This window comes from Spiroplasma platyhelix PALS-1, assembly GCF_021496725.1.
Classification (GTDB): Bacteria; Bacillota_I; Bacilli_A; order Mycoplasmatales; family VBWQ01; genus Spiroplasma_D; species Spiroplasma_D platyhelix.
Window position 1 is genome coordinate 472,737 of the sequence record NZ_CP051215.1, and the last position, 24,998, is coordinate 497,734.

Here is a 24,998-nt window from a genome sequence, read left to right on the forward strand (position 1 = left end):
AAGAAAAAGATAAGAAAGGATAAAATATGAAAAAGAAAAAAATGCCCTTATTATTCAAAAATGCTTTCAAACAAGCATTACGAAATAAAATCCAATTAATTGGTCTAGCAATTCTAGTTTTGCTTTCTTCAACCATTTTTTCATTAATGCAAACCAGTGTTGCTCGTGTAAATAATGAATATCATGCTTTGATTTCTCAAGAACAATCTAATATTCATGATTTTGTTTTTGACCCTTATAATACTGTGAAATCAACAAATGCTCCAGCTCCTCCTTCTCCACCAAGCAATCCTCCTGATAATAGTGGTTCACTAGAAGACGAACAATTATATTTAAATGAAATTGCCAATGCTGATAGTAATAAATTCATTTGAGATCGAATTGAAGCAAGAACACAACAAATCAACAATAATAATGATCCCAGAATTTTAAAGTTGATTGCTTACAATCAATATGCAAGAATTGATAAATTAGTTATTAGTCATGGCTACAATATTGGAGAAAATCCTAATATTATTACACCAATTAATAAACAAACAGTAATTAATAAAGAATTTGCTGAAAAAAATAATTTAGCAATTGGAGATGTCATTCGAGTTCAAGAAGATCGATTAGGTGCATCTTTAAAAGTAAACTATAATATTAATGATCCTGAATATAGTCCCTTCAACTGACTAGAAATTGTTGGTTATGGTAATTCAGCTGATTTTATTACCCCAATTATTGATCAAACAACTCCACTACCAAATAAAACTAGAGAAGGAATATTATATGTTAGTCCTGAACAATTTGGTTTAACTCCACTAACTAATATTGATAACAATATTTTATGATATTACAATACAGGAGACGAAACGATTACACGTTCTTCTAATAACGATGTTGAGATTTATTACGTTGGTAAGTGAATAACAAAAGAAAAAGATCTTGATGATGTTGTTGACTTTTTTAGAGCACGTTATGTTAGTATTAGTGATTCTTCAGCAAAACTAGTTTATGCACTTGGTGATAGTAATTATCGTTTTAATAATAGAACTGCTACTCTACCAAATACTACAAGTGGGTTTATCACTTTACTAATCGCTTTATTACTAATTGTTTTAGTAATTACTGGTATCACTGTTATTTTGATTACTTTTAAAAATATTGACAACACCAAACCACAAATTGGAATTTTAAAATCATTAGGTTACTCAAATTGAAAGATTTTAATTACTTCCTTAGCTTACCCAATGATGGCTGCATTAATTGGAACTTTCTTAGTTTTCTTTCCTGCGTCAGGATTACAAATTTTAGTAGTCAACGCTTTTGCTAATTATTTTAATTTAAACTTTGGCAGTTTTATCTTTGATGGTTTAGGTTATCTTTATTGTTTAATTTTAACTTTTGGTTTGCTATCACTAATTGCTTGAATTATTAGTGCTTTAATAGTAATTAAAAAACCAATTGATTTAATTAATAATATTTCTAGAACGAGAGACTCAAAATTTACTAAATTTGTTAAAAAAACTAGTGTTCATCGATCATTTCTTACTAGATTTAGATTAGCATTATTTACATCTTCAATTGGCAAAATGGCAGCAGTTTCACTAACAATGTTTTTAGGAACAACTTTAATGACAACTGCCATTATTGGACCCAAAATCATGAGTGACAACCAAAGAGTTAGTTATACAGGAATGAATTATAAATCACTAACAGAATATGTTAACCCAACTTATAATTCTCCTTATACATTCTATAAAACTTATAACCCTAATAATATTCCTTATCAAAATGAAGGAAACACTGAAATTAAACCTTGAAATTATGTAACAGATATTTACAATGAAGATACAGATTATTACAAACATCCAGAAAGATGAACGAGCGATGAATATATTGCCGAAGTTTTAGATAATAATATTAATGCTGAAGCTTATGCACCAATTGCTCCTGATCCAAAAGATCCATCTTCACTACTAACCTTATCATTAAATGGTTTAACTTATTTTCATGGAAAAATGATGACAAAAAGTTTGCTATCTGCTTTAGATCAAAGTAATGGTGATCCAATGTTTATTCCTATTATTGTTATGTTAGCTTGACCAGAAGCAAATGCTAGCTATAACATTGCTAATAATACAACAGCAAGTGACTTATATAGTTTAGAAAACTATCAAACACTAAGAACTTTCTATAATAATTATCGTTCAACAATAAATATGAATTTAAATCCAAAAGTTGTCAGTGATGTTGATCCAATAGAAATTGATACATCAAAATTTACTGATTTTGTAAAAAATACAAGTGCTTGAAAAGCAGATCAACCTAATTTTACAACAGAATTAAATAACTTTAACTTTGATAAACGTGATCGCAAATATCCCTTCCATTTAGAAAATGAAGCTGAATTATTAAATAATCCAACTCCAAAAAATGATGATATGAAAGACCAATGAATCAGAAAAACAATGATTTGATTCTATTCAATGTTTTATAATCGTCTTGGCCAAGCAATTGCACAAGGAACTTATACTAAATCTCCTTACTTTATCAAACAAAATATTGCCAAAGCATTTGAAGATCCTAATAGTCAATTTAATGTTAGTTTTAATGTTATTCCATTTGACAAACAAACTGATGAATTAGGTACTTATTTTGTTGGTCTTCCTGACATTAAATTTAATGATAAACAGTATCCAATGAAAGTTTATGGTCTACAAAATGAAAGACAGTTAGGTCATGCTTCACTTATGCAACTATATGATACAAATGGTAATACTTTAAATTCTAGTTTAGAAAGAACTAATACCGATGGAGCTATAAATATTGTTATTAATCAAACAATTGCTAAACAATTAAATTTGAAAAATAATGAAAACTTCTATATGGCAACAAATGGCAATATTATGAAAGTAAAAAACGGTTCAGATTATACAGAGATTAATCCTGAAGAAATTAATTTTGAAAAAATTAATAATAACCCCATTCCCGAAACTGAAAATAATGCAACACTTTTAAATCAAAATGTTTCCTATAATCAAATTCCTACTACCAGTGATGGTGCCTATGGTAATAGTGGAAATAATGCAACAAGCATGTTAAAAGAAGTTGCACAAGGAAATGTTGTTATTGATCACGATAATAAACCTTGACATAAATTTAAAGTCGCAGGTGTATACAATGGTTATGGACAACCTAATGCATATATTTCTAAATCTCATGCTGATCAATTATTACGTTTTGTTGATTATAAAGATGAAGATGGTACAGAAAAACCAGGTGCTCAAAGATCGTTATATGAAATTTTTAAACATGAATGACAAGAAAAAGGCACAATTAGCAATATCGATTTTAATCAATTACGTAATCTTTCTTATGAAGAATTTAAAAATAATATTGCTGAAAACAATCCTTTAAAAATTCTCTTTAATAACGAATTCCCATTATTTAACTTTAAATTGTCTAATGCAAGTGATTTAGTAGATACAACTCAAACATTCTCAATCTCGCAAGATTATGGTGATTATAGCGCTTTAGGAATGAATGGTGGTAAAGATGGCAATGTAACTTACAAAGGCTATGGTCAAGGAACTGTAACTAATCTACTACCATTATATGTTCATCAGCAACTACTATCGCAAATCACTCAACTAGTCAACACCATTCTCTTATTCTTCATCATCTTTTCACTAGTCATCTCTTTCTTTATCATTCTGATAACAAGCAATTTAGTTATTTATGAAAATAGGAAGATTATTGTAACAATGAAAACCTTAGGATATAGTGATGCCAAAATTACTAATATTGTTATTGGGATGTATCTACCACTAATTGCAACAATGTTCTTAATTGGATTCCCCGTTGGTTTATTCATTGTCCAATACATTGTCAACTACTTAGCCTATCATACAACCTGGGTACTGCCATTCTTATTTGCTTGATGAATTCCATTCGTTGTTGGTCTCATTGTTCTTGGAATTTATGTTATTACTTATCTGATTGAATGATACGCAATGAAACGAATTAGAATCCTACAAGTTATGAATGAAACTAATTAACTACTAATTAAAAAAATGGTCAAATTAATTTGACCATTTTTTTTAAATTCAAATATTTAATTTCTTCACCATAATCGCTTTGGCTGATTCAACTAAAATCCAATTAAGAGCAATCAACCCTGGCAGCACTGCTAACCATAGTAATGGTGGTTTAGCTAAATCAAAGACATTTGCTATTGGGCTAATAAAAGTAAATAAAAATGGAACTAATAGAAAACTTAACATACCAAAAAAGAAAACAAATGATGGTCGTGATTCAATAATTGAAACTCTAGCTGTTCTTGCAAAGAAGATAAAGAAAATATGACTAATCATTGACTCAATAAAGAACATTGTCTGAAATTGTGTAACATATAAATCGCGTTTTGTTCCTTGATTAATAAGGTTAAAGAAATCAAACCCATAACCAATAACTAAAAAGTTAGTGATACTGATAATTGACATTAAAATACTATTAACAAGCACAAAAGGAAATATCGACTTAATATTTCATTTTAGTGGCTTCTTAATTGCTTGATCATCAACGCGATCAATCACAAATAATAAGTTAGCTAAGTCAAAAGTTAAATTCTGCATCAACAAATGAATTGGTGCCATTGCTGCAAAATCAAATCAAATTGAACCAATTAATAAAGTCAAAATCAACCCAAAATTTGATGCAACAGTTAGTTTAATATATTTAAGCGCATTATAAAATATTTTTCTACCTTTAATAAAAGCCTGCTCTAAAACATCTAAATCTTTTTTTAACAAAATTACATCAGCAGCATACTTCGCAATTGGTGTACCAGTGTTAACTGAAATCCCAACATCTGCTAATTTTAAAGCACCAGCATCATTCACACCGTCACCTAAAAATGCTACAACGTTATTAGTTTTTAAAGTTTCAATAATTTTTACTTTTTCAAACGGTGACAATTTAGCAAAAATATTAGCAGCAATAAGTTGTTGATAGAGTTTTGTTTGATTATTAAGCGCTAAATTTTGACCAATTAAACTTTCTTCTTGACGCATGACTAATTTTTTAGCAATAATTTGAGAAACCTCCAAAGAATCACCTGTCAAAATTTTTAAATCAATCCCAGACTCATAAATTACTTTAAGAACATCTTTAATATCTGGTTTCAATTTATCTTCAAATGAAATAATCCCTTCAAAAATTAAATCATTATGAACAATCTCACTTGTCTGCTTTGAAGCAACAATAATTACTCGAAAACCTTTTGTATTTAAATTACTAATTAATTTATTTATTTTGCTTTTAAAATTCTCATCTAAAGCAAATATCTGATCATCAATCACAACTTTTGAGATAATATTTAACATTTCAGTAACTGAACCTTTAGTAATTTGTTTGCTAACATTACCTTCTTTAATCAAAACACTACTAATTTTTGTTTCATGATCAAATTGCACTTCATTAATTAATTTAATTGAATGAGCATCAAATTGATGACTAAATTTTTTATAAATAGCTTCATCAATTTTATTAGTTAAATTTCTTTCAAAAAAAGCATTAATATATGCACATTTTGCAACACATTCTGAAGTTTTACCATTAATATCAACCACATCAGTAACTTCAATTTCATCAACAGTTAATGTTCCTGTCTTATCAGTACATAAAATATTAACACTTCCCATATTTTGAATTACATCAATATTCTTAACAATAACATGCTCTTTAACTAATTTTTTACTACCAATTTTTAAATTAGAAGAAATAACAGCAGGCAAAGTTTCTGGAGTTAAAGAAACAACAATTGATAAAGTAAAAATTAATGCTTCTAATCAATTAGTAGTTCTTAAACCACTAGCAACAAAAATAAAAGGAATTATCACTAAAATTGAAATTACTAATAACTTAGTTATTTTATTAATTCCTTCAGTAAAATCAGACTGAGTTTCAATTTGTTCAGCCATAGTTAAAATTGATTGTGAATAATTTTTATCACCAGTATTAATTATTACAGCGTAACACTTACCTGAAGTAATAATTGTTTGTGCAAATAAAATATTTTGATATTCAACAATTTTCTTTTTCTTATTACTAACAATTTTCTCAACTGGATCACTTTCGCCTGTTAAGGTTGATTGATCAACAAGCAAATTATTTTGTCAAATAATTCTTGCATCAGCAGGAACTAAATCTCCATGCTTTAAAGAAATAACATCGCCAACTACTAAGTTATTCTGATTAATTTGAATTAAACTCTTACTTGCTTCAATAAAGTTAAAAGTACTAATATCTTCAATTTCTTGATTTAAAATAAAAAAATTGTCTGAAACCAAAACTCTTAATTTGTCATTCAATTGATAGGCTTTAAGTTCTTGAATATAGTCCACACAACCTGCTAAAATAATCATAAAAAGTACCACAAGTGATGAAACTAAATCAATTGCTCTTTGACCATTAAATAAATAAATAAAAAATTCAGTTAATGCTACTACTCATAATAATAAATTAAAAGGTTCAACCAAAACTTCAAAAAATTTCTTAAAGTAGTTAAACTTTTTAACTGACATTTGATTGGTTCCAAATTTTTTAACTTGTTGCTCTCTTCTTTCATTTTTAATTCCAATTTTTGAATTAAGATTTTTTGATAAAGATTGTAAACTAGAATTAGCAAGTTTTTTAACTTTATTTGCTTCACTATATTTGAAACTATCATCTTTAATTTTTCGTTTTTTCATTTAGTTACTCCTAAATTTTTATACTATTTAATTATATATGCTCTTAAATAAAAAAAGTAAAGAATTATAATTCTTTACTTTTTTATAACTATTAATTTTGGACTATATAAGATAAATTGTAGAAATTGTGTAATCAAATTGTGCCAGTAGGAACTTTAGAATATATCACTATTTTACTTTGAAAACTTATTTTATATTCTTCTTTTTTTAAAAGAATTGGATCTTCTTTATTAAATTCTAACTCAATCCTATCAACATATTGATCACGAAATTCTTCTAGACCTCAATATTTTTCTTTTTCTTGAACAAACTTCATTGCTTGACCCAATACTTGGTTTGTAATCTCTTCTGCATATTTATCAATATTATTTTCTTGTTCTTTACTTAAAATAACAGTCTTACTTTCAATAAATTGATCTTGATAATACTTAAAAAAATTCATTCATCCTGAAGGCATAGTAGGAGATTCTTTAATTCGTTTTACTGTGATACCAATCCCATATTGATCTTTTTTCTCAATTGTAATTTCAACTTGACCTACAAACTTATTTTCTGGTTTGGCTACAATAACTGCTGAGCCCTCTTCTTGCTCTGAAGACACAACAAAATTCTTCACATCAACAACATCTTTTGTTAAATCAAAACGATTATTTAATTTTGCAACTTCTACAAGCAAATCATCTGGATTTGTAATTTCAATAGTAACTTTTCTATTTGTAAGAACAGACTCTAAACTAATTTTTTCTTGAGCTGTAATCTCAATCACAACTTGTCCTGTAAACTTACTATTTTTTGTTGCACCAAGAACTGCTGAGCCCTGTACTCCAAGTCCAGCTGGCTTAAATTCTACAACTTGTAAGTCTGTCTTCTGCACATTAGAATCTGAATTGTTTTTCAAAACCTGATCAACAACTGTTGCTTCAGTAGTATCACCATCAACTTCTTTATTCTTAAGCACATCACTCAATTGTGTTTTTGCAAGAGTTTTAATAGTGATACTTACTTCACCAGTAAATTTAGTGTCTGGTTTAGCTACAATTACTGCTGAACCTACTTGCAATTGTGTGGCTGCTTTAAAATCCTTAATTGTAACAGCACCCTTCACTTCTGCATTCTTTGCTTCTATTTCTTGAAGAACTTTATCTGCATCATTAACAATGTTGCCATCAACTTCTTTATCTTTGATCACAGTATCCAATTCAATTTTTGGAATAGCTTTATCTTCTTTAGCACCACATGCTACAACGCTTAATGCACTTGGAACTGCAACTGCTAGCAAACTAATTGAAGATAAAATTTTTTTAAAATTCATTTTTGACTTCATGTATTTTGTCTACCTTAAACCTTTCATATTAAATTAATCTAACCTAATTAATATTTACAAGAAAATAATAATAACCTCATTTTATATTATTTCTAATTTTTATTCAAATATTAACTAAATCAACAAAAAATAGCTAATTTTAAGTATCATAATTTTATTATATACATTCTTTCCCCCGTCAAGGAAAATAAAAAAGTTCATAACATGCTTATGAACTTTAATAATTATTTATTTGGTTTGAATTCATAAACATCAATGTCATTTTTTTTAACATCAAAATTAAGAACATAAGCAATACCACAAAGGAAATCAATTATTCTTCTACGATCACTAATGACAGTATTTTGTAAATTAAGCTTAACTAATTTTTGCAACACTAATGCGTTAGCAATTGCTTCAACATCTTCATAATTTTTTGGACTAAACTCTTCAAATGTACTTGATATTTTATTGCTAATAAAAGGATTATTTGAAGTAGTTAGAGCTTCTGTTTCAGTTTTTTCACTAACCTTAGGAATCTTTCATCAAGCAGCCACCTATTCCACCTCTTTTCTTTTTCTCAAAAAAGCTGGTAAATCATCATTATCTAATAATGATTCAGAAATATCTTTCTCAAGGGTATTTTCATATTTTTTTTCTTGAAAATTTTTAATTGAAGAAGCAGCTGAAGTAGTAGTGTTACTAAATTGATGAGTATTATTTGAATGCATAAAATCTAAGATGTTAACTTTATTGTTAGTTGCAAAATTATTTGTTCCTACTCGCTTGTGTTCTTCAAATCCTGTTGCAATTACTGTTACAATCATTGAATCATTTAAATGTTCATTAATTGCCACACCAAAGATAATGTTAACTTCATTCCCTGCAGCTTCTCTAACAACATCAACGGCAATGTTTGCATCAATTAATGTCATAGTTGTTCCACCAGTAACATTTAAAATTAAATTCTTCGCGCCTTTAATTGTTACATCATCTAATAAAGGAGATGAAATTGCTTTTAAAGCTGATTCCTTAGCTTTGTTTTCGCCTTTACCCATCCCAATTCCAAATAAAGCACTCCCTTTATTTTGTAAAATTGTTCGAACATCAGCAAAATCTAAGTTAATCAATGCTGGAACAGCAATCAAGTCAGTAATAGTTTGCACACCTTGTCTTAAAATATTATCAGCTTCTCTAAATGAATCTTTTAAAGGAATACTTCCAATGACATGCAGTAATTTATCATTAGAAATAATGATAATTGCATCTACTTGTTTACGTAATTTTTCAATTCCCATTGCTGCATAAGCATTTCTTTGACGACCTTCAAATTTAAATGGTTTAGTGATGATAGCAATTGTTAGTGCTCCTGATTCTTTGGCAATTCTTGCAATAATATGTGCAGCTCCAGTACCAGTGCCACCACCCATACCAGCAGCAATAAACACCATATCTGCTCCTTCAATTGCTTTCTTAATTTCTGCTTCACTTTCAATTGCAGCTTGTTGACCAATTTCTGGATTAGCCCCTGCTCCTAAACCTTTAGATAATTCCTTACCTAAAATAATGCGATTCTTTGCTTTTGACGCTGCCAATACTTGTGCATCAGTATTAGCAACATAAAATTCAACACCTTGAACACCTGCTTCAATCATTCGATTGACAGCATTATTTCCAGCTCCACCAACACCAATAACTTTAATTATTGCCACTTGTTCAAATTGTGAGGTATTATCAAGTTCCATTTTTTCCTCCTTGTAAAATTACTTATTATCATTATACTGATAATTTAAGTTTAAATGTGAATGATATTCATTAATATTTTCTTCGTTTGTCACTGTTTCAGTAGCATTATTGAATAATTCTTTATTGCTACTACTAATTGATGTTAATAAAATATTGTTAAATAAATTTAAATTATGCTGATAACGAGTAGTTCCAATTAAGGCTGCTCATTCATAATTATCAACACCTGGAGTGCTATTTGTTAGATATGAAACATTTTGCAATCTTTCAAAATTTTTCATATAAGTGTTGAACCCTGGTAAGTTAATTGTTTGGCCTGTAAAGACAATTTCAATCTTAGAATCTGCAGTAACTTCATTTAAAAAGGCACTGACATATTCAACAATTTCATCAAGCATATCTCTAACTGTATTTTGTAAGTCTAATTTACTTAAAGTAACAAATCGTTTTGTCTTAGTATCAAAATACTTATCGACAATTAAATCACTTAAATAATTACTGTTGACATTAATTACTTTTGTTAGATATCGCTCTGCTTTGCTGTAACTACAACGCATTTTGTTCATCAAAGTTTGAGCAATTTGATTAAATCCAATTTTAATGTTATTAATCGCATATAAAGCTGAATTAGAAAATAGACTAACTTTAGTACTATTTCATCCTCAATCAATCAACACTAAATTTTCAAAGTTATTTAAATTAAACACTAAAGCAAATTGATCCAATGTCACTGACAATAATTGACACTCAGCTGCTTTTAGAACTGCTAACTGTGAGTCATAAATTGCTTGTGGCAATGAATAAATCAAACTTTCAACTGAGATAATTTGTCCTTGTGAGTTTAAAGGTAATGAATTAGGAAAACTCTGACTATCAACTTTAAAATTATATGGTTTAGTCAAACAAATAACTTCATCAGTTTCAATAACAATATTCTTGGTCATCTCAATCACTTGATTGATGTCACTATTAGTAACCTGATGATTTATTTCCTTAAAATCAAGCATTGCTTGCGATTGATAAATTTTTAAATTATTTGAAGGTAAATTCAAAGCGACTCTTTCAACTTTAATTTTAAAGAGTTGATTAATCTTATCAATAACTGCTCTTAAACTTTTTGCTACAAACTCTGGATTGATAATAACGCCATTGTCAGCAAATTGTTCGCTATCAACTACTTCTTTATAAAGTACTTGAACCTGATTATTAACATATCGGTTAACCATAACCTTTAAATTAAAATCATCAATTTGACAAACAACATATAATTCTTGATAATTCATTGGTTTCCTCCCTTCTAAACCTTCTAATTAATTTTTTCTATAACTCGTAATTTTGCGCTTCTAGCACGTGGATTTTTATTAATTTCTTCTGTTGATGGAACAATTGGTTTTTTAGTAATGATTTGGTAATTACTTTTTCAATTACTAGTATAAGGTAATTTAGCATACACTTCACCCTGTGGATCTTGAATTGCTTGAACAAAGATGCTCTTAACAATTCGATCTTCTAAAGAATGAAAACTAATAACTGCAATTCTTCCTTGAGGATTCAAGAGATTTAATGCTTGCAATAATGAAAGCTTTAAGCTATTTAACTCATTATTAACGGCAATTCTAATCGCTTGAAAAGTTTTCTTTGCTGGATGATGCTGTTTATTTAATTGCTTTGCTGGCAATGCTTTCTTGATAATATCTGTTAGTTGTTCAGTAGTTTCAATCTCTTGTTTACTACGAGAACTAACAATTCGTTTTGCAATGCTACTAGCAAACTGCTCTTCACCATAAGTCTTAATAATATATTTTAAGTCTTGATAGCTATAAGTATTAACAATATCTCAAGCAGTCAACTCCTGACTTTGATCCATCCTCATATCTAATTTTGCATTTTTTTTATAACTAAACCCTCTACTTTCTTCATCCACCTGTGGTGATGAGATTCCTAAATCATATATAATGCCATCAACCTTAGTGATATTTCGTTTCAACAATTCTTGTTGCAAATTAATAAAGTTACCTTGAATCAACTGATATTTATCATGATACTGTTTTAATAATGTCTTACTTTCATTAAGTGCTGTTTGATCTAAATCAAAAGCATATAATTTTCCAGTTGTTAAATTTTCTAAAATTGCTTTACTATGACCAGCTCTGCCAAGAGTACAATCAACATAGATTCCATCAGGTTTAACCTGTAAGAAATCAATTGTCTCTTTTAACATTACTGGAACGTGAACTAAACTTTCTTTCATATTTTCTAGAACTCTGTTAACAACGAAGCAACTTCTTCTAATTTATCTTTTGTTTCACTATCAAAAGATTTTTCTGGCTTCTGTGATAAAACTACGACTTTATTTGACATCACCGAAGCAACTTCTTCTAACTTATCTTTTGTTTCATCATCAAAAGCTTTTCACTTTTCTTCTGCTCAAACTTCTAACTTGTTTGACATTCCAATAACAATAACTTTACCTTTAATTTGACTTATTTCTAACAGCGATGAGGGAATCATAATCCGACCTTTAGCATCAATCAACACTACCTCAGAATTAGCAAAAATCTGTCTTGATAAAATCCGACTTTCTTTCAATCCTTCAGATTGTTGTAAAATCTTATTTTGTCATTTAGTAAACTCATCAATACTACGGATTACCAAACAACCTTCAAAACCACGAGAAATAACAATATTCTCGTTAACTTGAAAATATCCACGAAATTTTGATGGAATATTCATTCGTTTCTTATCATCTAAAGTTGTAACAGCTTGACCTAGTATCATAGTTTCACCCAGACTTTCCCACTATCACCCCTATTATATAATTTTTGATTATAAAATGCAAAGAATTTGCTCATTTTATGATTCAAAACGAAATATTTTTCCTTTTTATTAATTACAGCGGATTAAATTACCTAAACACTTACTATATGAAAACCTCCCTAATAAACTAAATTAAATTGTTATTTTTTCCATATTACGGAGAATAATTAAAATTTGATTCAAAATACTATTTGGATCATCAATTCATTTTTCAATAATAGCTAAAGGTGAATCAACCTTAAAGTTTTCTTGATCCTTTTGAGTTCCTCAAATTGCAAAAATTTCTTGTAATGAATATGTTGAGTTTTCATTACTAATTAAATCAATCAATTGATCTAATCCCATTTGAAAATCATTTGTTTCATATAATTTATTTAAATCAGTAGATAAATCTTTTAAATCAATTACTGGATCACTATCTAGTCCTGCTTCAACTGTAGCAAAAATCTCATCAAAGATTGAATCTAATCCTAAATCATTAGTAACTTTAGTTAATTCAGTAACAATACCCTCTGCTAGCACTTCAGGTTTCAATCCATCACCAACAATTCAACTAATTGGTCATTTATTTACTACTTCAAGTACTTCTGTAAAAGTGTAGTAACCTAATGTTCCACAATCAATGATAATATCTTCACCAAAAGGTCCAGATAATAGTGAAGTAAAGATTCTAACTAAATCATTATGTCCTGCTGGAGATAGTAAATGCTTTACTTGTGATAATAAAGTTTTTAATGATAAATCTTGCTTCCCATTTTGTTCTCAAGTTAAATTTTTAAATCCAAGCGTAGGATTATCTGAATTTAAAATGTTAGTTTTCAATAATGGGACAATTGTTTTAATTAAATAAGGTCAAGCTGCTTTTGTTGTTGGCAACTTTTGCATTGCTGAAGAAATGTCATTTAAAAAGTCATCTTTATCAAATCCTCAGCTAAATGGCCCTAAATGTAAGTGATCATCAACTAAGTTACCAATGTAACTTCCATTAGATAAAATCTTAATCATATAGTTCATATTAGCTCCAGCCATATATTGATAGAAGTCATTTCAATTTCAACTTCCCGCTCGCACATCAACATAATGTCACTGACCTTTACTACCTGCTCTCTTTGCTTGAGCAATATCACCTCTAGTTGTGTTAATAAAACTTCTCATTGCTCCTAGTGGAGTTGATGCATAATCTGATTGTTTATCTCAATCATTAGCTAACTCTGTTGCTACCATTGAAACACCTGGACCAAAATCAAGATAAGTTAAATATTTCTCAATTTCGGATGTATCTAAACCTTTTAATACCGATTCAATTAGGCTAACAATAAAATCATTTGATAGCATTTTATTATTAATATAAGGTAAAATCTGTTCAATTATATCAATTGGTGAACTATAAGATTTAGAAGCAAGTGCAATTAACTCTTTCAGTAACTTCATATCTTCATCTTCGACAATATCATCATCATTTGTAAAAATCTCATCTGGAATTTTATCTGAATCTAATTCATCAAAAATAGGAAGATTTGGTTTATTGCTATCATTCAGTACATTATTTTCTAATAAGACTACCCCAGTTACCCCAGAATTTAATACTAAACTTGTTACACTAATTAAAGATAATAGTTTTTTCATATTTTACCTCCGTAATTTTCATAGGTTTATTATACTATTTATTATCATTAAACAAAGAAAAAGTAATTTTCTCGATTCTGCTTAAAAAATTAACTAAAGCATTATGAAATTTTTAAGCACAATATTGTATTAAAATTCTCTATTTATCAATGTTAGCAGATAAAAATATGCTATTATAATAGCGTATTTAAAAATTTAAACAAATAAGGAGAAATTATGAAAAGAAAGAAAATTGTCCTAATTGGATGTGGATCGGTTGGTAATAGTTTTATTTACAGTTGCATTAATCAAGGACTTGCAGAAGAATATGTTCTAATTGATATGTTTAAAGAATTTGCCGAAGGAAATGCTATCGATTTCAGCGACACTCAAGCATCACTCCCAAATTCATTTGCTTCTATTAAAGCAGGAGACTATCCAGATTGTAAAGATGCAGATATCGTTGTTATTACAGCAGGAAGACCACAAAAACCTGGTGAAACTCGTTTAAATATGGTTGCAGACAACGCTAAAATAATGCAAGATATTGCTTTAAAAATAAAATCTTCAGGATTTAATGGAATTACACTAATTGCTTCAAATCCTGTTGATATTATGACTACTGTTTATCAAAAAGTTACTGGGTTTGATATTCATAAAGTTATAGGATCAGGAACAATTCTTGATACTGCAAGATTAAGATTCTTACTTAGTCAAAAATTAAATGTTAGTCCAAAATCAATTTCTGCTTATGTTATTGCAGAACATGGTGATTCTTCTTTCATTCCTTGAAGTTGCACTACTGTTGCAAATAAAACTATTAATCAATTGATTGCAGAAAAATTAATTACTAAAGAAGATTTAAATGAGATTGAACAACAAGTAAGAAATCGTGCTTATGAAATCATCAATCTAAAAAAAGCAACTTTTTATGGCATTGCAGCAGCATTAGCTTCTCTAGTAAAAATAATTTATGAAGATCAAAATACAATTTCAATTGCTGGTGGATATCTTGAAGGACAATATGAAAATTCAGGATTTTATGTTGGAGTTCCAATGATTTTAAATCTAAAAGGATGAAAAAAAGTAATCCAACTACCTCTAACAGAAGAAGAACAAGAAAAATTTGCTAAATCTTGTCAAATTATCAAAGAAACACTTGATACTGCCTATCAAGCAATTAATATGAATCTTCCAAATAATGAAACTATAATGAAAGGTAACACTCTTTAATGAACAATATAACAATTCCAGAAGAAACACGTTCTAACAAAGAAACGTTTGTTGCTGTCTATCAGTATGCTTTAAAAAAAGCAGAAAGTCCTCTTTTAAAAACATTTTTAATGGGACTTGCTTCAGGACTTTTTATTGGTATTGCCTATATTGGAGCTTTATATGCTAATCGAGGTCTACCAGATAATGGGATTAAAAATTTAATCTTTGGAGGAGTTTTCACAATTGCCATCACAATGATTGTTTTCATGGGTGGAGAAATGTTCACTTCTAACTCATTGATGTTCCTAGGTGTAGCAAAAAAACAAATCAAAGTTACAAAATTCCTACTTAACTTATTAATTGTTTTATTAGGTAACTTCCTTGGTTGTTTCATTTTATCTTTATTCACATGATGAGCAGGATTCTTTAATAATCAAGCTTTCTTAGAAAATGCATATAGTCTTGTTGAACATAAGTTAGAAATGCCTTGATGACAAGCATTTTTCAGTGGAATTTTATGTAACTTCTTAGTTGCTGGATCAGTTTATATTTCATTTGCAACTCGTTCTTCAACTGCTAAATTTTTATTAATTTTCTTAGTGATTTTTGTCTTTGCACTATCAGGATTTTCTCATGTTGTTGCAAATTCTTATGTTTGAGGAATCATTCCAATATTTAATTTATTTGACCATCCAACTAGTTTTGGTAACTTTTTAAAATTTGGCTACCAAATTCAACTCCCAACTCTTTTTGGAAACTTTCTTGGTGGTGGTATTTTACTACCTGGTATGTACTACCTTATGTTCAAAAAAGAACTACCAAAAACTATCATCTAATTTAAAATTTTATTTCATAGCAAAAAAGCAGCATAATGCTGCTTTTTTAATTTACAAATTTATACTCAGTTTTCTCTTACTCAACTATTGTCTATAATTTCGAAGGTAATCTCACTATTTCCATTATTTCGAACTTTATTTCATCGACCTTGTTCATAATACATCCCACGATTTGCTTCAGCAAATCAGAATTTAATTTTATAATTATTTTTAAAACTAATATTATTTAGTCCATTAAATTTCATTGTTGAATCATCACCATTTGCAGTAACATCATAAATTACATTGCCATTTTCATCACTAATTGAAACTGATACATATGGTTTGCCTTTAAAGTATGAATGCATCCTAGAAGTTTTAGGACTAATAAAGAATTTCTTTTCTGTAGTATTCAAACCAAAAATCCCTTGATAGATATCTCCTAATCCAAAAACTCTTATTGAATTATTTGCAGTAACTTTTGTTGGAACTAAATATTTATTGCCACTTTTATTTGGTTGACTAAGGCTAACAGAAGAATAATTGATATTTTCTTTATTATTTCAATTAACTGCATTTCAATCAGGTTCTGCTATTTCACTAAATTCCATATCAGATGAAACATTTTCTAAAGCATTTTTGACTGCAGTTTGATCAACTTTATCACCAACATTCAAGTTAAGTATCTTATCTTGCTTAATTTTTACACCAGTAAGTGGATTATATTTTTCTAACTTGTAATCAATAATTGCTTTATCTTCAATATTACCATCAAAGATGTTATTTCAAATCTCTGTTTTCAGCAATGGATAACTTTGAACAGCTTTAATTGTTTCTGCATTAGCATGAATTCCCCATTTTTCAAAGAAAGGAATTAAATTACGATTTACTGTTTTTGAAGTTACTTTAATAAAACTTTGATATTTTTCAGCATCACTTTTTGGTTTTTCAGATTGTGTTAGCAAACGATACTCTTGATTCAATCTTGGAAAGAATTCCTTACCATAAGCCATATGTAACTGTAAGAAAACTCCTAAACGTCCTCAAACATTTAAATCCTTAATCCCTTTATTAGGATTAGTTGAGTTAATATGATTTTTGATGGCTGCAATTGCATTTTTATCAGTAAACATACGATTTCTAAAACCTTGCTCTTCTTGAATTCAAAAAGAGTTGATGTTTACTGAAACTTCACCAAATCCATCAAAAGTATAGTTTGGATTTTGATAAGTGTGACCAGTTTCATGTCACAATCCTCATTGAGAATTTTTATTTTTAAATAAACCCTTTATGTCTCCACCTTGATGAAATCTAAGAAAATAATCACCAGCTGAAGCACTTCCACCACCAGTATCAGGATTAGTGATATGAATTAAATTATGATGCTTCTTTGCTACTCCATCAAAATCTAAACTCAACCCACTAACATAATTTGATAGTTCATAAACCTCATCTCAATTTTTAATTATGTCATTAAGTTTATTAATAGCTGCTAAATTATTTTTTCATAATTCATTAGCTAAAGCAATTTGAAAAGTTCCAAAAAAGTTTTTTCCAACTAACTCAACAAAAGGTGAAGTAGTTGTATTTATTAGTTGATTAAATTCTTCACTTGTTGTTTCATCAAGTGTAAATGTTGGAACTGTAATTCCATTGATTACATTAATCATTACTTTAATATCAATGTCAGTACTTTGATTGCTAATATAAAGCATCCCATCTTGTTTTGGCTGAAAAACTGTCAAGTTACCTGGAGCTAAAGCAATTTTTTCTGGTCTCAATTCTCTACCTTCATTTAAATCTTTATACTTTCCTCATTGACCAACCACAGCATAAACATTATTCACTTCAGGACAATAAATATCAATCACAGAATCTTTTGTAACAAAGATTCCTGTTGGACTAAATTCTGAATGTTTGTATCCTAAATTACTAGTTACCTTATTAAAATTAACATCACCTTGTGCTTCTGCTACTACAGTTTTACTAATTTTTCCTATATCTTTAATTAGAGTAGTACCACTAGTACTAGTAATATCACGATTAATATTAATTATACTAACACTATTTGCTACTGTTAGCACTCCAAATGTACTTGTAAGTAATAATAAACTTTGTCTAAAATTAAACTTCATATTTACTCCTCCTTTTCGCTTATCTTAACAGTTAACACTTCAAAAGTGAACATGCTATGAGTTGGAAAATAAAAAACACGATTTAATCTCGTGCTTTTACTAAAAAATTTATTATTTTTTTAATTTAAAAACATACATTTTATCTACTCGAGTAGCTTTGCCTGCTTTCTTACCTAAAGAATTAGTAGCTTTTTTTGCTTGTGTAATATCATCAGAATAATATTCTTGTAAAAGAAATGGTACATCTTTATTTATTTGATCTCACATAATATCAAAATAATTATACATTTTTCTATTACGTGCATCTCCAATTACTAAAATAACCCTAGTATTTTGATCACACATTTTGGCAATTTCTAATAAATAATTTGTCATAAACTTTTTATAATCATCAAATCCATGTCTATCATCTAATTTTATATTATTATTATCTTCATTATTATTAAATCCTAACATTCACATTTTTATTCAGTTTTGTTTTGTATAATTAATTAAATTTAAATAAGGGGGAGATGTAAAAATTAATTTTGGTTTAATATCAAAATATTTTTTTATTTCTAATGCATTACCCAATTTAATTTGAGCAATATTTTCACAATATTTTGATTTTTTCAATATATAAATTACACGATTATTTATTTTTTCAAAAATATTATCTTCGGGTTTTATTAAATTATGATTTAACGAATACTTTTTAACATAATTAACAGACATTGAAGTATGATTACTCATACTTAAAGAAAAATATATAGAATCCCCATTTTTTCTCATTGGACCATGCATTATTCCTAAAGTTATAGCTAAAATAAAATTATCAATTGCTGAAATTTTGTTGTATCTTTTTCCTAAATTTTCCTTAATAAATATTAATTGATGTAAATTTTTATCACTATAATAAACTCTTAAATCATCATATATAGTATCAAAAATATTAATTTCAAAATTACTTAAAAAATATTTCTTTTCTCAATATCTTATTCTTTTCAATACTTCTTCTATTTTAAAACTTTGAGATTTAGCACGAGAAAGAACATAAGCAAATGGATTTAAGTCTATTGCATAAGTTTTACGATTTAATAATCTTGATTGCAAAAGAGTAGTTCCTCGTCCAGAAAAAGTATCTAATACAATATCATTTTCTTCACTATATTCTTTTATAAAAAAATTTGCCAAACTTGGAGGAAACATAGCTACATAAGAACAAATACGATGCATATGATCTCCCCAAAGACGACTATAATTTTTTCATGTCGTTTCTTTAGGTAAACTTTCAATTATATTAGTACGAAAATCTTGATGAATAACTATATCCATATTTGTTTCCATCTTTCACTCCAAAAAAATAATTTTCAATATTTTTAAAATTTATTCTTAATTAAACTAGTGTAATTATAAATCATTTTTTACACTTTAACATTTTTTAACAATTATCTTTTAACTTAGACTATTTTCTACATAGTCAAATTTGACTTTTTATTTATCTTATCTTCATTTATTTTTATTTTTTTCAAATTTCCTTTTTCTCAAATTTTTGATAATTCTAAAAATTCTTTTATTGTATTGAACATTATATTTAAATTATCAATTAAATTTATATTTTTAAAATTTTCATAACCATAATATGGTTTATGAACTAAATTGTTTAATAAAGCAAAGTTATTCATATTATTTATATCATCTTTTTTAAAATTTAATATATTTAAAATTAATCTTTCACATTGATTTATATCTATATGTAATTCTTTTAAACGATTCGTATATTTTTCCTTTAAAAGAAAAACAATAAAACTACTAACAACAGTAGCACTATGTGCACAAACAATATTTTTTAATATATGAGTTATTTTATTTACATCATGAGTTTTAGAATTCTCATAATTCTGTATAAAACTTTTTAATTCGTTCATACTATTTAAATCTACATCAAATTTTTTTTTAAAAAGAACTAAATTTTTTTTAATACGATAAAAAAATTCTAATATAAATAAATCAATAATATTTCTAATAGTAAGAGCTACATTAGTAAACGGATACTCATCTTCATCAAAATTTTTTAAATTAGATAATGTTTTTAAATCATTTTTAATAGTATATTTTATAGATTTAATGAATTTACTATCATACTTTTTATATGAAAACTCATTAATACTATTAATATCCTCTGCTTTTAAATTAATCAAAGCTTCCAGTTGTTTTTCTTCAATATTTTCTTTTATTGTATGTTTTTTTTGTTTTTCAAGTAAGGTTTTATATACAAAATTTAAACTTCGTTTTTTTGATAAAGCATAACCTATAGCTTCTTCCATATCATCATAAATTTCTTCATCAATACCTCTAGTTGTAATTTTTTTTACTAAAGCATTTTCTATCAAAAATGAAATAATTTTATTTAATTGTTGATATGAAATAGAATCAGTTCAATTTATTTCTAACTTTTCATCATCTATTTTTAAGTCTAGAATTTTTCTTAAAGTTTTTTCTTGTCCATTAACAAATAATTTTTGACTAAGTACTAATTCATACCCTGAGATTTCCATTGCTCTTAAATCAACTAAAGAATCTGGATGAGATTTGTTATACATATCAATAGTATTAATTATTCATATTGCACTTTGTACATCTCTTTTAATAATATCGGTTTTTTTTCCGAAAAGTCTTGATAACTTTTCTATTGTTTTTATCTTACCAATTAAATTTAAAGAATTTTTATAAGCTTTTAACAAATCATCAAAATACTTTGCACGTGATCAATCACGTTTACCAATTTGTTCTCCTACATGTTTAGAATAAATAGTTTGTCATATAAGTTCATTATCATACGTACTAACATCTGTAAATCAATCTTTTTTAACTGGAATTTCTTTAGCAGTTTTTAAAGCAGTAATAATCATTCTTTTATTTTTTAATCATTCTTTTTCATCAATATTATTATAATAAGGACTTTTAGGACAAATATCTTCAAAATTAATTTCTTTATTAATCAATTTTACAGCTAAAATTCTTCTATTTCCTTCCAAAATATAATAATTTCTTTGCTTAATATCTAAATGAATTAAAATTTTATCATTTAAATGTAAAAAACTATTTTTAACAATTGCATTAATTAACTCTAATAAATCTTTTAAGTCTCCTTCATACTTTAATAATTCTTTACTAACATTTATTAAAGAATAATTAGGAAAATCTAATTCTTTAAAATTAATATCTTCAAATGTTGTATATCTAGGATTAATAGGCAATAATCTAGATTTTATAAATCTTTCATCCATACTTTTCACCTTATTTAATTTAATATTTTTATTTTAACAAAAATATCCATATAAAAAATACTTTTAATAAATTTTCATTGCTTTTTTCTTTATTTTTTAGTATTATTAACTAGTTGTGACTTATTATTGTTATTATTTGACTCTCGAGTAATAGTCTTTAATAAGCCGAATTATATATAAGGAGAGAAAAAAACCATGGATGAAAAAACTTACGAATCTTTAATTAAAGAATTTCGCCTAAATGATAAAGACACAGGTTCAACTGCTGTGCAAATTATCAATCTAACAAGAAGAATCTTAGAACTAACAGAACATGTTAAGGTTCAAAAGAAAGATGTTCCAGCAAAAAGAACTTTACTAAAACTTGTTGCAACAAGAAAAACTTATCTAAAATATTTAAAAACACAAAGCTTAGATAAATATTCTTACGAAGACTTAATCAAAGCATTAGGTTTAAAAAGATAAAAAAAGATGAACTAATTAGTTCATCTTTTTTATTTAACAAAACTATGTAACTCTGTTCACAGTTTCTTTAGTACTACTGTACTCTTCACTACTTGTTTCAATTCATCATAGCTTGCTGCTTGTAGACTTTTAAAGTCAGGAAACTTAGCTAAAATATCTTTCTGTAACTTTGGACCAATCCCTGGCACTGTTGCTAGGAAACTATTGATCATCGATTGACTACGTTTCATCTTATGATACTTAATCGCATAGTTGTGCACTTGATCTTGTAAGTTAGCTAAGAACAAGAAACAGATATCATTCTTAGGAATGTGGACAACTTGAAACTTATCTGTTAGCACGCGATCTGTTTGATGCTTACGATTCTTCACCAAGCCAATAATTGGAATTTCTAAGTTCAATAGCTTTAATTGTTCTAAAGTTGCACTAATCTGTGGCTTACCACCATCAACAATAATTAAATCTGGTAGCGGTTGTTTGTTGACTAATAAGCTATGATAGCGACGATAAATCATCTCACCAAAACGCTGATAGTCTCCTTTAGACTCTGGATTCAATAAGAATCTACGATAGTCATTGAAACTTGGCTTACCTTCTTTATAGACAATCATTGCTCCAACACTGGCATTTTGATACAAATTTGAAACATCAAAAACTTCTAAATGATTCAATGTTTTCATTTTCAGTCATTGAGCTAAAACTTTCATCATGTTTACTTCTTCTCTTTTTGCTTTTTCTAAATAGTTCTTTCAAGCGTACACAGCATTTGTCTTAGCAATAGCAAGAATTTGTTCTTTCTTCCCCTTAACAGGATGAATAAATTTAACATTTTCAAAAAGTAATTTTAATTCTTCTAACTCAATCTCATGCGGTAAATAAATTTCTTGCGGTAGCGTATTTTTGCTATAAAGTTGGCTACAATAGTTACGGATAAAATCTTGCATATCTAAATAGTTGTTCTTAGCTACTTGCTCATCTTTAGCTTGCAACTTACCATTACGATAAAATAAAGTCACCACACTAATTAAATTATCTTCTTGGATAAAGTTGATGAAGTCACGATTAGAAAAATCTTGGAATTCAACTAATTGTTGCGATAAAAAGATATCAATTTTTTCTAAGAGTGTCTTGATACGATTAGCTGCTTCAAACTGTAAGTTGTCTGAACTAACCATCATACTATTTTGCAATTGCTTTTTAATCTCGCTAACATTCCCTTTAAAAAATTGATCAATTTTACTAATTTGCTCTTGATAGTACGATCAAGGAACTTCTTTAAAACATGCTCCTGAACACTGTCCTAAATGATAGTACAAACATGCCTTACCTAAATTTCCAGCACACTTTCTTAATGGAATAATTCGTTCTAATAGTTTCAAAATTTCTCTTGCTCCAGTACCATCAGGAAAAGGACCATAGTATCTACCTTGATCTCTTGAAGCTTTACGAACATAGCGATATTGTGGGTCTTTTTCATTGGTAACTTGGATATAAGGATAGCGCTTATCATCTGCTAGTAAGATGTTGTATTTTGGATGATATTGTTTGATTAAAGTCTGCTCTAAAATCAATGCTTCTTTTTCATTTGTAGTAGTGATGAAGTCTAGACTTCTGATATCGTTTACTAACTGCATTGTTTTGTAATTATTAACTTTATTTACATAACTGTTGACACGTTTTTTTAATGCCTTCGCTTTACCAACATAAATAATCTCATCGTTGCTATTTTTAAAAATGTAACAACCTGGAACGTTTGGTAGATTCTTAATCTCTTGCATCAACACTTGATTTTTTTTCATTTATTCACCAATACTTATCAATATATTGATATTATATAACTTTATCGCTTACTGATGCAAAAACTTAAAAAAGCAAGCGAACTTGCTTTTTTAAATATCTTCTGAATTTTCTTTATCTTGAACTTTTGTCTTACTTCTAGTAATTTGACCAAAAGGAGAAAGAGTTCCACTTTCTTGTATGACATCTTGTAGAATTTTTTCTTTATTACGTTCCTTTGGCACTGTTGTTTTTACTGGTTTAGGTTTAGGTTGCTGTTGCTGCAAAGTTTCTTTTCTTGGTGCTCTAGGTGTTCGAACTGTTTGCTTAATTATTGTGTCTTCTGTATCTATTTGAGTTTTATGTTGCAATGATTTTTCACTAATACGATTAATTCTTCGCTTTTTAATATAGTTAATTAGTGGCATTAAGAAGAAGAAAATAATCATTAATAGTAAATGAGGTTTGCCGACTAAGATTCATGAAAGACCAATAAAAAGTAAAATTGAACTAATAGCCAACACATTGATAAAACCACCAAAAGCAGTAATATAAATTAAAAAGTTAGCAACAATCCCTCCAGTTGCAAAACTAGGAAAGAAACTTTCAACACTATTTCAATCAGTAAAAGAGATTGGTTGAGCAAAAAAGCCATAGTAATTATTAATTATTGTTGTATTTCATCATTTAAAAAAATAAGCCGATAAATCTTCAAACTGATAAAAATATAAATCTTTTCAGAGAAGCATATTCTTATTATTGATTATGATACTGATATTTTGAACAAATCAAGAAATAATAAAGAATGTAAAAAGCATTCCAATAATAAATGATGCTTTAATCCGAAAATAAAAATTAAAAAAGATTGGTAGTAAGACCACAAATAAGAATCCGTAAACTAAATACTTACTTCAACCAAAAAGAAAAGTAAAAAGAAAATCATCAAATAATTTTCCAACTGCTGATAAGCGAAAAAAACTAATAAATAGAAAAGCTAAAAAAACTAAACTAAAAAATAATATTGCTACTTCATCGCCACGAATTCCAATTCTCTTAACCTTAATTCTAGTTCTTTTTTCTAACTGCTTTTCTGCCATCATTTACCCCTTTACAAT

17 protein-coding genes are annotated in these 24,998 nt (G+C 27.7%); 4 read left to right on the forward strand and 13 right to left on the reverse strand.

The features are described from left to right. The first annotated feature begins 26 nt into the window (after positions 1-26). Positions 27-4,043, forward strand: coding sequence for an ABC transporter permease (locus tag SPLAT_RS02290; protein ID WP_168104789.1), 4,017 nt, complete (start codon positions 27-29; stop codon positions 4,041-4,043). A gap of 42 nt (positions 4,044-4,085) precedes the next feature. Here SPLAT_RS02290 and SPLAT_RS02295 read toward each other — a convergent pair whose 3' ends face one another. From SPLAT_RS02295 to SPLAT_RS02330, 8 genes are all read right to left on the reverse strand, one after another. Beyond that, complete coding sequence (locus SPLAT_RS02295) at positions 4,086-6,737, reverse strand: HAD-IC family P-type ATPase (protein ID WP_168104790.1); 2,652 nt, start codon at positions 6,735-6,737, stop codon at positions 4,086-4,088. A 91-nt stretch (positions 6,738-6,828) separates the two neighbouring features. Further along, positions 6,829-8,049, reverse strand: coding sequence for a hypothetical protein (locus SPLAT_RS02300; RefSeq protein WP_168104791.1), 1,221 nt, complete (start codon positions 8,047-8,049; stop codon positions 6,829-6,831). A gap of 236 nt (positions 8,050-8,285) precedes the next feature. Beyond that, positions 8,286-8,597 carry a cell division protein SepF gene (gene sepF / locus SPLAT_RS02305; protein WP_168104792.1) on the reverse strand — a complete coding sequence of 104 codons (312 nt, stop codon included), beginning with the start codon at positions 8,595-8,597 and terminating at the stop codon, positions 8,286-8,288. Further along, complete coding sequence (gene ftsZ / locus SPLAT_RS02310; protein ID WP_168104793.1) at positions 8,598-9,785, reverse strand: cell division protein FtsZ; 1,188 nt, start codon at positions 9,783-9,785, stop codon at positions 8,598-8,600. It lies immediately after the preceding gene. 18 nt (positions 9,786-9,803) lie between these two features. Beyond that, complete coding sequence (locus tag SPLAT_RS02315; protein ID WP_168104794.1) at positions 9,804-11,069, reverse strand: cell division protein FtsA; 1,266 nt, start codon at positions 11,067-11,069, stop codon at positions 9,804-9,806. A 23-nt stretch (positions 11,070-11,092) separates the two neighbouring features. Beyond that, a complete protein-coding gene (gene rsmH, locus SPLAT_RS02320) occupies positions 11,093-12,037 on the reverse strand; it encodes a 16S rRNA (cytosine(1402)-N(4))-methyltransferase RsmH (RefSeq protein ID WP_168104795.1) in 945 nt (314 codons plus the stop codon). A gap of 5 nt (positions 12,038-12,042) precedes the next feature. Beyond that, on the reverse strand, positions 12,043-12,564 hold the full coding sequence (gene mraZ / locus SPLAT_RS02325) for a division/cell wall cluster transcriptional repressor MraZ (protein WP_168104796.1): 522 nt from the start codon (positions 12,562-12,564) through the stop codon (positions 12,043-12,045). A gap of 171 nt (positions 12,565-12,735) precedes the next feature. Continuing rightward, positions 12,736-14,229 carry a hypothetical protein gene (locus tag SPLAT_RS02330; RefSeq protein WP_168104797.1) on the reverse strand — a complete coding sequence of 498 codons (1,494 nt, stop codon included), beginning with the start codon at positions 14,227-14,229 and terminating at the stop codon, positions 12,736-12,738. Positions 14,230-14,445: 216 nt separating this feature from the next. On the opposite strand from SPLAT_RS02330, the gene SPLAT_RS02335 reads away from it, so the two are divergent. Both SPLAT_RS02335 and SPLAT_RS02340 read left to right on the forward strand, forming a co-directional pair. Next, positions 14,446-15,441 (forward strand): L-lactate dehydrogenase, encoded by a 996-nt coding sequence (locus tag SPLAT_RS02335; RefSeq protein ID WP_168104798.1) that lies wholly within the window; start codon positions 14,446-14,448, stop codon positions 15,439-15,441. Next, entirely contained in the window at positions 15,441-16,259 is an 819-nt protein-coding gene (locus tag SPLAT_RS02340) for a formate/nitrite transporter family protein (RefSeq protein ID WP_168104799.1), read from the forward strand. The genes SPLAT_RS02335 and SPLAT_RS02340 overlap by 1 nt, the downstream gene beginning before the upstream one ends. Before the next feature lie 59 nt (positions 16,260-16,318). Here the strand turns inward: SPLAT_RS02340 and SPLAT_RS02345 are convergent, their stop codons facing one another. The 3 genes from SPLAT_RS02345 to SPLAT_RS02355 form a co-directional block, all read right to left on the reverse strand. Continuing rightward, complete coding sequence (locus SPLAT_RS02345) at positions 16,319-18,373, reverse strand: M60 family metallopeptidase (RefSeq protein WP_168104800.1); 2,055 nt, start codon at positions 18,371-18,373, stop codon at positions 16,319-16,321. Positions 18,374-18,484: 111 nt separating this feature from the next. Continuing rightward, positions 18,485-19,699 (reverse strand): DNA methyltransferase, encoded by a 1,215-nt coding sequence (locus tag SPLAT_RS02350; RefSeq protein ID WP_168104801.1) that lies wholly within the window; start codon positions 19,697-19,699, stop codon positions 18,485-18,487. A 125-nt stretch (positions 19,700-19,824) separates the two neighbouring features. Beyond that, positions 19,825-21,357 (reverse strand): hypothetical protein, encoded by a 1,533-nt coding sequence (locus SPLAT_RS02355; RefSeq protein WP_168104802.1) that lies wholly within the window; start codon positions 21,355-21,357, stop codon positions 19,825-19,827. Positions 21,358-21,837: 480 nt separating this feature from the next. On the opposite strand from SPLAT_RS02355, the gene rpsO reads away from it, so the two are divergent. Further along, positions 21,838-22,107, forward strand: a complete 270-nt coding sequence (gene rpsO, locus SPLAT_RS02360) for a 30S ribosomal protein S15 (RefSeq protein WP_168104803.1) — start codon at positions 21,838-21,840, stop codon at positions 22,105-22,107. Positions 22,108-22,136: 29 nt separating this feature from the next. Here rpsO and uvrC read toward each other — a convergent pair whose 3' ends face one another. Together uvrC and SPLAT_RS02370 are read right to left on the reverse strand one after the other, a co-directional pair. Next, the gene (gene uvrC / locus SPLAT_RS02365) at positions 22,137-23,906 is read right to left on the reverse strand and encodes an excinuclease ABC subunit UvrC (RefSeq protein WP_168104804.1); all 1,770 of its coding nucleotides are present in this window, start codon (positions 23,904-23,906) and stop codon (positions 22,137-22,139) included. 90 nt (positions 23,907-23,996) lie between these two features. Beyond that, positions 23,997-24,980, reverse strand: coding sequence for an MFS transporter (locus SPLAT_RS02370; RefSeq protein WP_168104805.1), 984 nt, complete (start codon positions 24,978-24,980; stop codon positions 23,997-23,999). Positions 24,981-24,998 lie beyond the last annotated feature (18 nt).